This window comes from Enterococcus sp. C57 (genome assembly GCF_040887305.1).
Taxonomy (GTDB): Bacteria; Bacillota; Bacilli; order Lactobacillales; family Enterococcaceae; genus Enterococcus_B; species Enterococcus_B hirae.
The window spans coordinates 1-12,623 of sequence record NZ_JBFOFP010000003.1; the positions used below are offsets into that span (position 1 = coordinate 1).

General features: G+C 35.4%; 17 protein-coding genes. 5 read left to right on the forward strand and 12 right to left on the reverse strand.

Annotated elements, in window-relative coordinates:
- The 7 genes from AB5M32_RS03820 to AB5M32_RS03850 form a co-directional block, all read right to left on the reverse strand.
- Positions 1 to 420, reverse strand: a 420-nt coding sequence (locus AB5M32_RS03820) for a YqaJ viral recombinase family protein (RefSeq protein WP_368014328.1), incomplete at its 3' end; no start/stop codon positions are given.
- A gap of 71 nt (positions 421 to 491) precedes the next feature.
- Positions 492 to 737, reverse strand: coding sequence for a hypothetical protein (locus AB5M32_RS03825; RefSeq protein ID WP_096710164.1), 246 nt, complete (start codon positions 735 to 737; stop codon positions 492 to 494).
- Positions 738 to 777: 40 nt separating this feature from the next.
- Positions 778 to 963, reverse strand: a complete 186-nt coding sequence (locus tag AB5M32_RS03830) for a hypothetical protein (RefSeq protein WP_010718398.1) — start codon at positions 961 to 963, stop codon at positions 778 to 780.
- Positions 964 to 979: 16 nt separating this feature from the next.
- Positions 980 to 1,210, reverse strand: a complete 231-nt coding sequence (locus AB5M32_RS03835; RefSeq protein ID WP_010718399.1) for a DNA-binding protein — start codon at positions 1,208 to 1,210, stop codon at positions 980 to 982.
- On the reverse strand, positions 1,207 to 1,761 hold the full coding sequence (locus AB5M32_RS03840) for a hypothetical protein (protein WP_096710163.1): 555 nt from the start codon (positions 1,759 to 1,761) through the stop codon (positions 1,207 to 1,209). Before AB5M32_RS03840 ends, AB5M32_RS03835 begins: the two co-directional genes overlap by 4 nt.
- A gap of 63 nt (positions 1,762 to 1,824) precedes the next feature.
- Positions 1,825 to 1,977 (reverse strand): hypothetical protein, encoded by a 153-nt coding sequence (locus tag AB5M32_RS03845; RefSeq protein ID WP_164445110.1) that lies wholly within the window; start codon positions 1,975 to 1,977, stop codon positions 1,825 to 1,827.
- 120 nt (positions 1,978 to 2,097) lie between these two features.
- On the reverse strand, positions 2,098 to 2,322 hold the full coding sequence (locus AB5M32_RS03850; protein ID WP_164445109.1) for a helix-turn-helix transcriptional regulator: 225 nt from the start codon (positions 2,320 to 2,322) through the stop codon (positions 2,098 to 2,100).
- Between the two features lie 154 nt (positions 2,323 to 2,476).
- On the opposite strand from AB5M32_RS03850, the gene AB5M32_RS03855 reads away from it, so the two are divergent.
- The 4 genes from AB5M32_RS03855 (at position 2,477) to AB5M32_RS03870 (ending at position 5,783) form a co-directional block, all read left to right on the forward strand.
- On the forward strand, positions 2,477 to 2,848 hold the full coding sequence (locus tag AB5M32_RS03855) for a helix-turn-helix domain-containing protein (RefSeq protein ID WP_002320147.1): 372 nt from the start codon (positions 2,477 to 2,479) through the stop codon (positions 2,846 to 2,848).
- A gap of 6 nt (positions 2,849 to 2,854) precedes the next feature.
- Positions 2,855 to 3,283 (forward strand): ImmA/IrrE family metallo-endopeptidase, encoded by a 429-nt coding sequence (locus tag AB5M32_RS03860; RefSeq protein ID WP_010718404.1) that lies wholly within the window; start codon positions 2,855 to 2,857, stop codon positions 3,281 to 3,283.
- Between the two features lie 57 nt (positions 3,284 to 3,340).
- A complete protein-coding gene (locus AB5M32_RS03865) occupies positions 3,341 to 4,405 on the forward strand; it encodes a type I restriction endonuclease (RefSeq protein WP_053766638.1) in 1,065 nt (354 codons plus the stop codon).
- Between the two features lie 154 nt (positions 4,406 to 4,559).
- Entirely contained in the window at positions 4,560 to 5,783 is a 1,224-nt protein-coding gene (locus tag AB5M32_RS03870; protein ID WP_178305833.1) for a site-specific integrase, read from the forward strand.
- A gap of 101 nt (positions 5,784 to 5,884) precedes the next feature.
- On the opposite strand, the gene AB5M32_RS03875 is transcribed toward AB5M32_RS03870, so the two are convergent.
- The gene (locus AB5M32_RS03875) at positions 5,885 to 7,231 is read right to left on the reverse strand and encodes a glucose-6-phosphate isomerase (RefSeq protein WP_178285920.1); all 1,347 of its coding nucleotides are present in this window, start codon (positions 7,229 to 7,231) and stop codon (positions 5,885 to 5,887) included.
- 113 nt (positions 7,232 to 7,344) lie between these two features.
- Entirely contained in the window at positions 7,345 to 8,694 is a 1,350-nt protein-coding gene (gene gdhA, locus AB5M32_RS03880) for an NADP-specific glutamate dehydrogenase (RefSeq protein ID WP_010718408.1), read from the reverse strand.
- A gap of 113 nt (positions 8,695 to 8,807) precedes the next feature.
- Here gdhA and AB5M32_RS03885 point away from each other — a divergent pair, with 113 nt between their 5' ends.
- Entirely contained in the window at positions 8,808 to 10,061 is a 1,254-nt protein-coding gene (locus AB5M32_RS03885) for an NAD(P)/FAD-dependent oxidoreductase (RefSeq protein ID WP_178285918.1), read from the forward strand.
- A 99-nt stretch (positions 10,062 to 10,160) separates the two neighbouring features.
- Here AB5M32_RS03885 and ybaK read toward each other — a convergent pair whose 3' ends face one another.
- From ybaK to AB5M32_RS03900, 3 genes are read right to left on the reverse strand one after another with little or no spacing between them, the layout of a single operon-like run.
- Entirely contained in the window at positions 10,161 to 10,646 is a 486-nt protein-coding gene (gene ybaK, locus AB5M32_RS03890) for a Cys-tRNA(Pro) deacylase (RefSeq protein WP_063627716.1), read from the reverse strand.
- A 26-nt stretch (positions 10,647 to 10,672) separates the two neighbouring features.
- Positions 10,673 to 11,422 (reverse strand): type I 3-dehydroquinate dehydratase, encoded by a 750-nt coding sequence (gene aroD / locus AB5M32_RS03895; RefSeq protein ID WP_178285916.1) that lies wholly within the window; start codon positions 11,420 to 11,422, stop codon positions 10,673 to 10,675.
- A gap of 13 nt (positions 11,423 to 11,435) precedes the next feature.
- Positions 11,436 to 12,608, reverse strand: coding sequence for a class I SAM-dependent rRNA methyltransferase (locus AB5M32_RS03900; RefSeq protein ID WP_010737846.1), 1,173 nt, complete (start codon positions 12,606 to 12,608; stop codon positions 11,436 to 11,438).
- Positions 12,609 to 12,623: the final 15 nt, after the last annotated feature.

Sequence of the window (12,623 nt, forward strand, 5' to 3'; positions counted from 1 at the left end):
GTAATGTTGCACTTGACACAAATAACTAAGTGGCACTTCTTCTCCTTCCCATTCTTTGCTAAAAAATTGATTCGCTGTTTTACATTCAAGAATGGCATTTTCTCCTACTACATCACGATCGATATTTGCTCTTAAGAATGGATGTAACGGATGTTCAAACACTTGGTTTCTTCTACGGACCTTTTTGCCTGTTCGTTCTTGAAATTCTTTGGCAACAACTTCTTCTAAAACATTGCCCCAATAAGCTGGTTCGCTCTCTGAATCTTTTAATTCAATTTGACCCGTTTTCTCAAGCCATAATTGATAAGGGGATTTGTATTTATTCAATCCAAGTACTGTTGCGACATCAGAACCACCAATACCTCTTTTGCGGTCTTCGAGCCATTCTTGATGGCTCATGTCTAAAGTTGATTTACTCATCTTAATCCTCCTCAGTTTGTGGTCTTCCCCAATCTGGAGTATTTAGGTATTGATCTAACGATGAGGCAAAGTCATTCATTAAACATCATCTCCTTTGTAGCCTTACATGCAGGACAATCGCAATCATTAGTTCGTATACATTCTTTAAACTTATCGTTCATTAGTGTTAGTACAATTGTTTGCAAAGCAAATGTTCCACCAAATACAACAGTTGCTTCATCTACACTTGGATCAATCGCCCCAAGAGTGATGGCTACATCACTTTCGTTACACTCATGTATTAGTTCTTCAATTAAATTTTTAATTTTTGGATTCATATGGTAAAATCTCCTTAGTTATGTTTTTTTATGTTACCGATTAGCGACGGCCATCGCTGGTCGGTCTTTTTTGTGTTGGCATTTTGAAACTTTCTCTTACAGCAGTAACAACTACTAAAGTTCCCCAATAAATCAGCGCATATGCCGGGTTGATACTTGTCAGTATGATTGCTACAAGACACATAAGCAAAGCGCTTTTGACAGTCATTTTAAAAACCGTTCTCATTGCTTCACATTCCTTTCTAATTAGTATTGCGTTCTTCCCATTCCTTCACTAACTCGAAGTCATACTGCAAAACACCTCGAACCCTTCGAGAAGGTAACGGATCATTTTTTGAATTCGTCCATTTAGAAATAGTAGCTAATGAGACACCGAAATATTCAGCAATATCTTTAGCTTTCTTCCAAACTCTTTCTTTTGGTTGCTTTTTTTGAACTAAAGGGACCACTCTTTCCATTTGTGAAATCTTCATTTTAATTCTCCTTTCATGTATCCTTGACTGATCCAATAAGTTAAACGCTGCTCGCTTAGTTGACGAATATCAATTCCAAGAATTTCGCATAGTACACTGATCAGAGTCATTTCAATCATGATCTCGTCTAAAAACTCATATGCATATGAAATGATTTGCTGACGATCCTCAGCGGTTAAATAATCCTCATTTTTGAGAAGAATTTTCTCAACTTCTTGTTTCTTTTGTTTTCGCTCATCGGATTCTATCATTTGAAGCTTATCTAGTGACGAGGGGTCTCTTCTATAAACATCTCCATCAATTGATTTAAATAATCCAAAAAATTTATGGATTACATGGAGAGTAAAATCTGAATCTCGAAAATGATCAGTTAAAGCTTGAGCATTTTCTAACGTCACAGGCTTAGTATTATGTGGCGTTGTCCAATCACTCAATGACTGTTGAGATACATTAACTTGCTTTGCTATTTCTTTCTTCGTTTTGCCACTCTTATTTATCACCTTGATTAATGATTCTCGAATGACAGCTGATTGTTTTAACAGTTTAAACACCTCAATTTCTTATTCGCCCATATATCAATACGAGCAATTTTTTTATACTATTAATTTAAAGAATCAAACAAAAGCTGTTTCGTCTAATTCACGTTCAAGCTCTTTTTGAACTTCTTCAACTAAAAGATCAAGTTGAACATCTGTAGCACATTTGATGATGTGTACTAGTCTAGGTCTTGCATCAAGTACGATGTTTATTTTTTCTTGGTGTGACATAAAAAGCACTCCTTTTTTAGTTAACTAATATTTGGTAAACAATTGAAACAATAATAGAAAGTAATATTGACAAAACTATCGTACAAAATTTACCTTCAAGAAAATCTTTATTGTTCTTTTTTATTTGATCGCCTCGTTATGTGTCATTTTGTTACTTTGATAGTTAAAAAAAATAGTCCAATCAAAGGATAAAACAGTAGCAATTTTCATAGCTACATATGGACTAGGACTTCTCTTGCCACTCTCAATCATACTATAATAAGAACGCTGAATTCCTGATCTTTTAGCTACTTTTTCTTGAGTTAGATTTTGTTGCTCTCTTTTTTCAATTAGCCATTTCCTCATCATATACCTCCTATTTACGTGTCATTTCGTTACAAACACATTATAAGTAACATATGGTTACTTGTCAATGAAATAAGTAACAAAAAGTTACTTGTTTTTCGATTCATTTATACGTAACAGCATGTTACCCTTTATATAGAAAGTGGGTGTCTAAATGTTTCCAGAAAAAATCAAAGAATTGAGGCTTTCAAAGAAAATGACACAACAAGAAGTTGCTGATAAGTTAGGAATTACTCGCCCTGCTTATACAGCCTATGAAAGTGGAAAGAGAGAGCCTGACTTTTCTATTCTTCAATCTTTAGCTAATATTTTTGATGTTACTACTGATTATTTATTAGGAAGAAATAAAACGCCAAAATGGGCCGATGAAAATGATTTAATTGAGTTAGATAAAATGCTCGATTCCAACGTTAACATGGCTTATGGTGGTGAAACATTAACAGATGAAGAGAAACAACGGGTAAAAGATGTTTTAACTGGTCTATTTTGGGAATTTAGAAAAGAAGACAAAAGTAAAGAGAAGTGATTTTCTATGGAGATGGACGTAATTAGTCTAGTCGGTAGACTAAAACAAAAATATAATTCTGCTAATCCCTTTACTATTTGTGAAAAAATGGATATTCAAATTAGATACGTTCCCTTTTTGAATAACCCAAAGGGGCAATTTCAAGAATTATTAGGACGCTCAATTATTCTTCTAAATCACGAACTGAAGTATTCTGAAGAACGGTTCTATATTTGCGCTCACGAACTTGGTCACGCTATATTTCATCGTGGGTTATCTAGCTATTACGTATCAACCAAAACATCCAGAAGTAAATCAGAGAGCGAAGCGAATTGCTTTGCCGCTAATCTCATTGTTTCTCTTTATAAAGAAGACAACGATAAATACCCTAGAAAAGTCGAGGAATTAACAAATTTGTATGGGCTTCCTGAAAGCGTGTATAGATTTTTAATTTAATTGGTGGCTACTACTTCCTGCCCTAAGTGGGAGTGAAAAAAATACCGGAGGAAAACTATGGAGTTAGAAAAATTTCAAGATACATTAAAACAATTAGGAAAACGAGTTGTTGAGCTTAAAGATAGCATCGGAACCGAGGAAGCTACTAAAACTTCTCTAATTATGCCTTTTTTCGCAGCATTAGGCTATGATTTATTTAATCCAACCGAATTCGTACCAGAATTTACTGCAGATGTTGGAATAAAGAAAGGTGAAAAAGTTGATTATGCAATTGTTCTTGAAGGTCAACCAACTATACTTATAGAAGCAAAATCAATTAATGAACAATTAACAAAACATGATTCTCAATTATTCAGATATTTCGGCACTACAGTATCGAAATTTGGAATATTAACTAACGGAGAAGAGTATAAATTTTTTACTGATTTAGATGAACCAAATAAAATGGATCTTACACCATTTTTGACTGTTAATATTACTAAAATTAAAGACAGCCAAATCCCAGAATTAGCTAAATTTCACAAAGATAATTTTGACGTAGATAAAATTACGAGCTCTGCAGCTGAGCTTAAATATTTAAATTCATTAAAAAATTATCTTTCTTCTGAACTCAATGATCCAACTGAAGATTTCGTAAAATATTTACTTACTGAAATTTATGATGGTATGAAAACTAAACAAACCGTTGAAAAATTTAAACCTATTATAAAAAAAGGGCTAAACCAATTTATTGCTGAAAGAGTAAATGATAAACTGAGTGCTGCTTTAAAGACATCCGTCACTGTTGAGGACAATGAAACTAAATCAGAATCTAATACTACAGATGAAACAGATAGTGAAATTGTTACGACCCCTGAAGAATTAGAAGCTTATACTATTTGTAAAGTAGTCTTAAAAGATACGATTCCTTTGGATCGATTATTCTATCGTGACAATAGAAGTTATTTCAATATTTTGTTAGATGATAATATAAGAAAATGGATTTTACGTGTCCGATTTAATACAAACGGAATGAAAATTGAGCTGAATGATGAAAATCATACAGTTTATGAATTAAAAGAACCAATAGATATCTATAACTATTCAAACCAAATTATTGATGTTGTAAATAAATTTTTATAATAAAGCCTTCGGGCTTTTCTTTTTAGATACAAAAGAACATAAGTTCATATTTTATTTTTATTAGTACGAATCTTATCTAAATACACATTTTAATAAATATACCCAACTTGAAATATCTTACTATTGGGCATGAATTACGAAAGGATTGATTTTAATGGCCTCCATTAAAAAGTACTATTTAAAAAAATCAAAAGGTTACCGTTATGAAGTCTATGTATCAAATGGGATTGATCCCGGGACAAAGTTACAAAGAAAAATTCATAAAAAAGGATTTAAAAGTTTTGAAGAAGCTGAAAAATTCGCAAAAATCATTGAAGGACAAATAGCTTCTGAAGAATATATACAAAATAATCCTAAGAAATTAACTATAGAAAAATTCATGGACGATTGGATTAATAACTATAAAATGAATGTTAAAGAAGGAACAAGAATAGTTCATAGGGCAAATATAAAAATGTACATCAATCCTTATATTGGAAAATATAAACTAGATAAATATACTAGAGCTGATCATCAAAGATTCATCAATCAGTTACTTACTAAAAAGGGTTTAGGTAGAACTAAGGAAGGTCTCTCAGTAACAACAGCCAAAAGTATCAATGCCACTCTTAGCAATGCTTTCAAAAAAGCTATTCAGTTAGGATATATAAAGAATAACCCTACTAGTTTTGTTGAGTTTCCAAGAAATCTATCTGATAAAAAGAAAGTTAAATATTATACTTTTGATCAATCTGAACTATTTCTCGAATTTGCCAAAAAAGAGAAATCATTTATATGGTATCCCTTTTTTCTTATTATATTTGATCAAGGATTGCGAAAATCAGAAGCTTTAGGGCTACAATGGGCTGATATTGATTTTTCTCAGAATACACTTAATATCAATCGTGAACGACTTGGGGCTGCTGAAAAAGGACCTAACAAAGGTTTAATTATTACAGATGACACAAAAACCCCATCTGGTACACGATCATTGCCTATGACAAAACGATTAAAGAAAGCCTTATTGACTTTAAGAAATCAAGTAATAAAAGAATTTGGTTTTTTACCTGAAACAGATGACCACGAAGCATTTATTTTTATAAATACTTACGGTAAAAATAAAGGTATTCCAATAAGAGATCGAACCGTTAACGGTGCTTCTCATAGAATTGAAAAACGTGCCAATCTCCCCCACATAACTGTGCATGATGGTAGACATACTTTTGCAGCTAGAACGAGACAAGCAGGAATACCTTTAGAAGATATCAAAGATTTTTTAGGACATAAAGATGTTTCTACTACACAAGTCTATGCCCATATTTCTCCCGAAGTGAAAAAAAGATCAATGAACCAATTAGAAAACTATATAGAAGAGCAAATAAAAAAGCACTCAAATTGAGCGCTTTTTTACTTTCACTATCACTAAAACTATCACTAGTTTTATTTTCAAGCGAACATGTTTCTATCACTATTTTTTTAAATCTGACTAAAAACCTTATATTACAAACGTTCGTTCAATTCTTTGGCAAGGTCTTCAAAGCCTGGTTTACCTAGAAGTGCGAACATGTTTTTCTTATATGCTTCAACACCAGGTTGGTCAAATGGGTTAATTCCATTTAAGTAACCTGAAATACCTACAGCAATTTCAAAGAAGTACATTGTATAACCTAATGTGTAAGCATCCATTTCTGGAATTTTAACTAATAAGTTTGGTACGTCGCCATCTGTATGAGCCAATAAAGTTCCTTCAAAAGCTTTTGTATTGACGAAATCTACTTCTTTTCCTTCCAAGTAACCTAAACCATCTAGGTCTTCAGCTTGTTCTGGAATTGTAATTGATTTACGTGGTTTTTCAACTTTAACGATCGTTTCAAAGATGTTACGGCGTCCTTCTTGAATATATTGACCTAGTGAATGTAAGTCAGTTGAGAAGTTCGCACTTGAAGGGTAGATTCCTTTTTGGTCTTTACCTTCTGATTCACCGTATAATTGTTTCCACCATTCAGAGAAATATTGCATTCCTGGTTCATAGTTGATCAATAATTCAGTTACTTTCCCTTTACGGTAAAGGATGTTACGCATTGCTGCATATTGATAAGCTTCGTTTTCTTCTAGTTTATCACTTGAATAAGCTTTGCTTGCATCTGCAGCTCCTTGCATCAACGCATCGATATCTGCTCCACTAACAGCAATTGGTAGTAATCCTACTGCCGTTAAGACAGAGAAACGTCCACCGATGTCATCAGGAATCACGAATGTTTCCCAACCTTCTGCGTCGGCTTCTACTTTAACTGCACCTTTTGCTTTATCAGTTGTTGCATAGATACGTTTATTCGCTTCTTCTTGACCATATTTTTTAACAAGTAATTCTTTGAAGACACGGAATGCGATAGCTGGTTCAGTCGTTGTACCTGATTTTGAAATCACGTTTACTGAGAAGTCACGATCTCCGATTACTTCAATCAAATCAGCGATATAAGTTGAGCTGATTGAGTTTCCTGCAAAGAAAATTTGTGGTGCTTTACGTTGTTCACTATCTAATAAATTGAAGAAAGTGTGGTTTAAGAAATCGATTGCTGCACGAGCGCCTAGGTAAGAACCACCGATTCCGATAACTACTAAAACTTCAGAATCAGATTGGATTTTTTTCGCTGCTTCTTTGATACGAGCAAATTCTTCTTTGTCGTAATTAGTAGGTAGATCGATCCAACCACGGAAATCACTTCCTGCGCCTGTACCTTCACGTAATACTTTATCTGCCATTGATACTTGGCTTTGCATGTAACCTAACTCATGTTCATTAACAAATGGTGCTACTTTTGAATAATCAAAATGAATATGTGCCATTTTTTATTCCTCCTTTAAAAGATCAATATACAGCTTATACTTTACGTTTTTTTTTACAATTTTTCAAGCAAATAAATGAATTGAAGCTAATATTTACAAGAAAATTTCAAACACTAAACTAATCCTTGCGCATACATCACTTTCGCTACTTTTTCAAAACCTGCAACATTTGCTCCTAGCAATAGATTTTTTTCATTGCCATAAGCTGCTGCCGTTTGGCGACACGTTTGATAAATATTTTTCATGATTTCATCTAATTGGCGATCCACTTGTTCACTTTCCCAAGACAATCGTTGAGCATTTTGACTCATTTCTAATGCTGAGACAGCGACACCGCCGGCATTAGCTGCTTTCCCAGGACAATACCACACATTGGCTTTTTCAAAAACATTGACAGCTTCAAGAGTACATGGCATGTTTGCGCCTTCTGCGATGATTTTCACACCACATTCAACCAAGTTGTTAGCAAGCGTTTCGTCTATCTCGTTTTGAGTAGCGCAAGGAAGAGCGATATCTGCAGTTTCTTTCAAAGTCCAGACAGATTGACCAGCATGATAGACAGCAGAATCACGTTTTTCTGCATAAGCGGTCAACCGTTCCCTTTTTTCTTCTTTGACTTCTTTTAATAGTGCCAGGTCGATTCCTTCTGGATCATAGATAAACCCACTGGAATCAGAACATGTGATGACTTTCCCACCTAATTCTTGAACTTTTTCAATGGCATAGATGGCAACGTTTCCGCTACCAGATACCAGAACTGTTTTTCCTTCAAAAGAGTCTTTTTCTGCTTGTAAAAGATGTTTGACATAATAAACCAATCCGTATCCAGTTGCTTCCGTACGAATCTTACTTCCCCAAAAATCTAATGGTTTTCCAGTAAGGACACCGGCATCATATTGTTTTAATCGTTTATATTCTCCAAACAAATAACCGATTTCTCTGGCACCGACTCCGATATCTCCAGCAGGTACATCGATGGATGGACCGATATGCTTGGATAGCTCCAGCATGAAACTTTGACAAAAACGCATGATTTCATCGTCTGATTTTCCTTTTGGATCAAAGTCACTTCCGCCTTTTCCTCCACCGATTGGTAGACCAGTTAGACTATTTTTGAAAATTTGTTCAAAAGCTAGAAATTTAAGAATACTTAAATTCACACTCGGATGGAATCTCAACCCGCCTTTATAAGGGCCGATTGCTGAATTGTACTGAATGCGGTATCCACGATTGACTTGCCAGTTTCCTTCGTCATCTTGCCACGGCACGCGAAATTGAATGATTCTTTCTGGCTCTGACAACAATCCTAAAATATTGCGTTTGATGTATTCAGGATGTTTTTCTAAAAATTGAGTAGCTGAAGGCATAAATTCATCAATGGCTTGTAAAAATTCGACTTGTCCTGTGTCTTTTTGATGAATATTATTTTGAATTCGTTGGACGTATTCTGTTGCGTTTGTCATTGTTTCACACTCCTTTTATAATCTTCTTTTATTTTAGCCTATTTTTATTAGATGCTCAAAACATTTCCTGCTTTCTTTTCATAAATATGCTACACTTTCTCTGAGGTGAGGAAATGGAAACAACCTATGATGTGATTGTAGTCGGTGCTGGAACTAGTGGTATGATGGCTGCAATTAGTGCGGCTGAATATGGCGCAAGGGTTCTCTTAATTGAAAAAAATAAAAAAGCTGGAAAAAAATTATTAATGACAGGTGGCGGAAGATGTAATGTCACGAATAACCGTCCAGTTGATGATTTGATTGCTCATATTCCTGGAAATGGCAAATTTTTATACAGTACATTTTCCCAATGGAATAATTTTGATATCATGGAATTTTTCGAATCTCAAGGTGTTCATCTAAAAGAAGAAGATCATGGTCGGATGTTCCCTGTGACGAATAAGTCAAAAACGATTATCGAAGCCTTGATCCATCGTTTAAATGAATTAAATGTTACGATGCTCTTTGGCACCCGAGTCGAAAAATTAGTGCATAGCGACGGAAAAATCTATGGTGTACGAACGGAATTTGAAGAATTTCAATCCTCTTGTGTCGTATTAACTACTGGGGGGCGAACCTATCCGTCGACTGGTTCTACAGGTGATGGCTATAAAATCGTTAAAAAAGTCGGTCACACTGTCACTCCCTTGTATGCAACAGAATCTCCACTGGTTTCTGAAGAAACTTTTATCAAGGATAAAACCTTGCAAGGATTATCTTTACAAGATATTTCTTTAAGCGTACTAAACAAGAAAGGTAAAGTCATCACCGAACATGTTATGGACTTGCTTTTCACTCATTTTGGGATTTCTGGACCTGCGGCATTGAGATGTTCAAGTTTCATCAATCAAGAGTTGCAAACGACTGGAGAACCTGTCACGGTCGTCTTAGACTGTTTTCCGAATCGTTCGCTTCAAGAATTGATCAACGAATTGACTGCTAAAAGCCTACAATCGAAGAAAACATTGAGTAATGCTTGGCATGGCTTTTTACCTGAACGCTTGCTTCTCTTTTTCCTTGAAAAAAGTGGATTAACGGAACAAACTGGTAGTCAAACGACAGAAAAAGAGATCCAACAATTTGCGGAGCTTTGCAAAAATTTTTCTTTCAAAATAACCAAAACTTTTGCCATCGAAAAGTCTTTTGTGACTGGTGGTGGCGTTTCACTAAAAGAGATCAATCCGAAAACATTAGAAAGCAAATTGGTCAATGGATTATTTTTTGCTGGTGAATTGCTAGATGTTAATGGATATACTGGTGGGTTCAATATTACTGCGGCTTTTGCAACTGGACATGTAGCAGGAATGAATGCCGCTTTTCTTAGCTGATTAAACGAAAACAGTAACGAAGGGAGTAGAAGATGTCTGACTCTTTTCGTTACTGTTTTTTCTTTTTTTAGTTGATAAACTGATGAATTGCCGACTGCATCACAGTACAAGATCAGCAAAAGTCCCTTTAGTTAAATCACAAATGGCTTGAGGTGCTAGCTCCATTTGGTGTCCTCTTTTTCCTGCTGATACAATGATCGTTTCTTGTGATTGTGCTGTTTGTTCTAAATAAGTAGGAAATAATTTCTTCATCCCAATTGGCGAGCAACCACCACGAATATAACCAGTGGTAGCTTCTAAGTCTTTCAGATGTAACATTTCTACTTTTTTGTTTCCAGATACTCTTGCTAATTTTTTTAGATCTAACTCTCGATTACCAGGAATGACCGCTACGATCGTTCCTGTTTTGTTTCCAACCGCTACGAGTGTTTTATAAATGCGGTGTTCACTTTCAGAAAGTTGCTCAGCGACAGAAGATGCACTTAAATGTGCTTCATCCCAAGCATACTCATGTTCAGTATACTTGATTTTCTTTTGCTCCACTAAGCGGATCGCATTTGTTTTCACTTGTTTTTTCTTTCCCAACATTTTCACCTTCAAATTAGATTGTTTCAATTTAATAATTTGATTATTGATTTTAGTTCCTTTACAGTGATTTGTCCAGGTGCTGATGCTTTTTCAGAGGTTAACGCACCAAAGGTCATGACCGAACCAGTCAAATTTCCCGATAAGCGCGAAATCATTCCGAGCTGTCCCATTGACATTGTAATCAGAGGCATGGACACAAACGCTCCTGCCCGTCTCGTTAGCTCCATCAAACGTAACACATCTCGTTCGTTATGGGGCATTACCGCTATTTTACCGATATCTGCACCAAGATGTTCCATCATATTCAATTGATACAATAAGACTGGATCAGCTGGGGTCTCTTTAAAATTATGACTGCTGATAATCAGCGGGATGTTGCGCTGTTTGATTTCTGCTAACAACTCTTTTTCAAGGCTTTCAATTTTGTCTAATCCTAAATCAACCATATCGACTAAACCAGAGCGGATCATCTGTAGGTACAACTCGTGATATGCTCGGATCGTTATATCTCGTTTGCCACCTTCTGCTATTGTTCTAAAAGTGAAAAGCACCGGTAACCCGTCGAGCATCTCATGGATCAGTACCAACGTTTCTGTGACTTTTTCATATTGAAAGACATCTTCATAATAATCAATTCGCCACTCCACTAAATCAGCACCAGCTTCTTTGGCTAAAATCGCTTCTCGCAAAAGTTCTTCACGAGTGTCTCCGATCATTGGCGCACAAATTTTAGGATGTCCTTTTCCTAAGTTTAGTCCTTTCACTTGCACCATCTGTCCTCCCCCCTTATTTCCTAATTTGATAGATAAATACTTTTAAATAATCCCCTTCTGGAAAGGCTTCAATGGTTTGGAAATCTTGTGGTAATCGAAAACGAGTGATTTCTTCATATTCAACATTGGCTAGCATTAGTTCATTTTCGATCATTTTTTTGAACTGATCGGTACTCACGTTAGCTGCGTTCGTTGAAGCGATAAGCGTTCCCTCGTCCGATAAAATAGCCAAGCTATCTTTAACCAATTCGCCATAATCTTTGGCTACTCGGAACACTTTCTTTTTGTTTCTCGCAAAACTTGGAGGGTCAAGCACAATGAGATCATAAGTCAGCTGCTTTCTTTTAGCATATTTAAAATAGGCAAAAACATCCATCACAATGATTTTTTGTGTCTGAAGATCCAAACCGTTGATTTCAAATTGTTCCTGTGTTTTTTTCAAACTTCGCTTTGCTAAGTCAACACTCGTGGTCTCCAAAGCACCACCCATTGCTGCCGCAACTGAAAAAGCCCCAGTATAGCTAAACATATTCAAAACAGACTTTCCTAGACCAAGTCCATCGATCAAAGCTCCTCGGACTTCTTTTTGATCTAAAAAGATGCCTGTCATCAGCCCTTCATTCAAATAAGTGGCGTAAGAGACGCCATTTTCTTTGATGATTAAAGGTTCAGGAGCTGTTTCTCCATAAACATACTGACTTTCAGGAAATTCATTTGTTTCAAAACGGATTTTTTCGTAAGCACCCTTTATCTCAGGATAAACTTGTTGAAACGCTGAGAAGAGCAAATGTCGGTAAGTATAAAGAGTTTCATTATACCAAGAAAATACTGCATAGTGTTCATAATAATCAATGATCAGACCACCGATGCCATCCCCTTCTCCGTTAAATAAACGAAATGCTGTTGTTTGTTCATCTATGAAAAAAGCTTGTCTTTTTGCTTTAGCTTCAGAAAACTTTTTCTCAAAAAATGCCTGGTCAAACGTTTCATTTTGTTGACTCAAAACCCAACCGATTCCTTTGTTTTGTTTACCTAAATAGCCCTTAGCTAAGAAATTATCTTGTTGATCAACCAATTCGATCCACTGCGTGGTTTCATTGTACGACTGGACCAAATCTTCCTTTTGAATCAATGGATAACCGTTCTTGATACGATTTCCTGCTTTTTTCTTAATTTGTACTTTCATTGACTCACCTACTTT

Excerpts from the sequence above, each read along its gene's own strand:
- AB5M32_RS03825 (WP_096710164.1), bottom strand. The coding sequence starts at position 737 with ATGAATCCAAAAATTAAAAATTTAATTGAAGAACTAATACATGAGTGT.
- AB5M32_RS03830 (WP_010718398.1), bottom strand. The coding sequence starts at position 963 with ATGAGAACGGTTTTTAAAATGACTGTCAAAAGCGCTTTGCTTATGTGT.
- AB5M32_RS03835 (WP_010718399.1), bottom strand. The coding sequence starts at position 1,210 with ATGAAGATTTCACAAATGGAAAGAGTGGTCCCTTTAGTTCAAAAAAAG.
- AB5M32_RS03845 (WP_164445110.1), bottom strand. The coding sequence starts at position 1,977 with ATGTCACACCAAGAAAAAATAAACATCGTACTTGATGCAAGACCTAGA.
- AB5M32_RS03850 (WP_164445109.1), bottom strand. The coding sequence starts at position 2,322 with ATGAGGAAATGGCTAATTGAAAAAAGAGAGCAACAAAATCTAACTCAA.
- AB5M32_RS03855 (WP_002320147.1), top strand. The coding sequence starts at position 2,477 with ATGTTTCCAGAAAAAATCAAAGAATTGAGGCTTTCAAAGAAAATGACA.
- AB5M32_RS03860 (WP_010718404.1), top strand. The coding sequence starts at position 2,855 with ATGGAGATGGACGTAATTAGTCTAGTCGGTAGACTAAAACAAAAATAT.
- AB5M32_RS03865 (WP_053766638.1), top strand. The coding sequence starts at position 3,341 with ATGGAGTTAGAAAAATTTCAAGATACATTAAAACAATTAGGAAAACGA.
- AB5M32_RS03870 (WP_178305833.1), top strand. The coding sequence starts at position 4,560 with ATGGCCTCCATTAAAAAGTACTATTTAAAAAAATCAAAAGGTTACCGT.
- AB5M32_RS03875 (WP_178285920.1), bottom strand. The coding sequence starts at position 7,231 with ATGGCACATATTCATTTTGATTATTCAAAAGTAGCACCATTTGTTAAT.
- gdhA (WP_010718408.1), bottom strand. The coding sequence starts at position 8,694 with ATGACAAACGCAACAGAATACGTCCAACGAATTCAAAATAATATTCAT.
- AB5M32_RS03885 (WP_178285918.1), top strand. The coding sequence starts at position 8,808 with ATGGAAACAACCTATGATGTGATTGTAGTCGGTGCTGGAACTAGTGGT.
- aroD (WP_178285916.1), bottom strand. The coding sequence starts at position 11,422 with ATGGTGCAAGTGAAAGGACTAAACTTAGGAAAAGGACATCCTAAAATT.
- AB5M32_RS03900 (WP_010737846.1), bottom strand. The coding sequence starts at position 12,608 with ATGAAAGTACAAATTAAGAAAAAAGCAGGAAATCGTATCAAGAACGGT.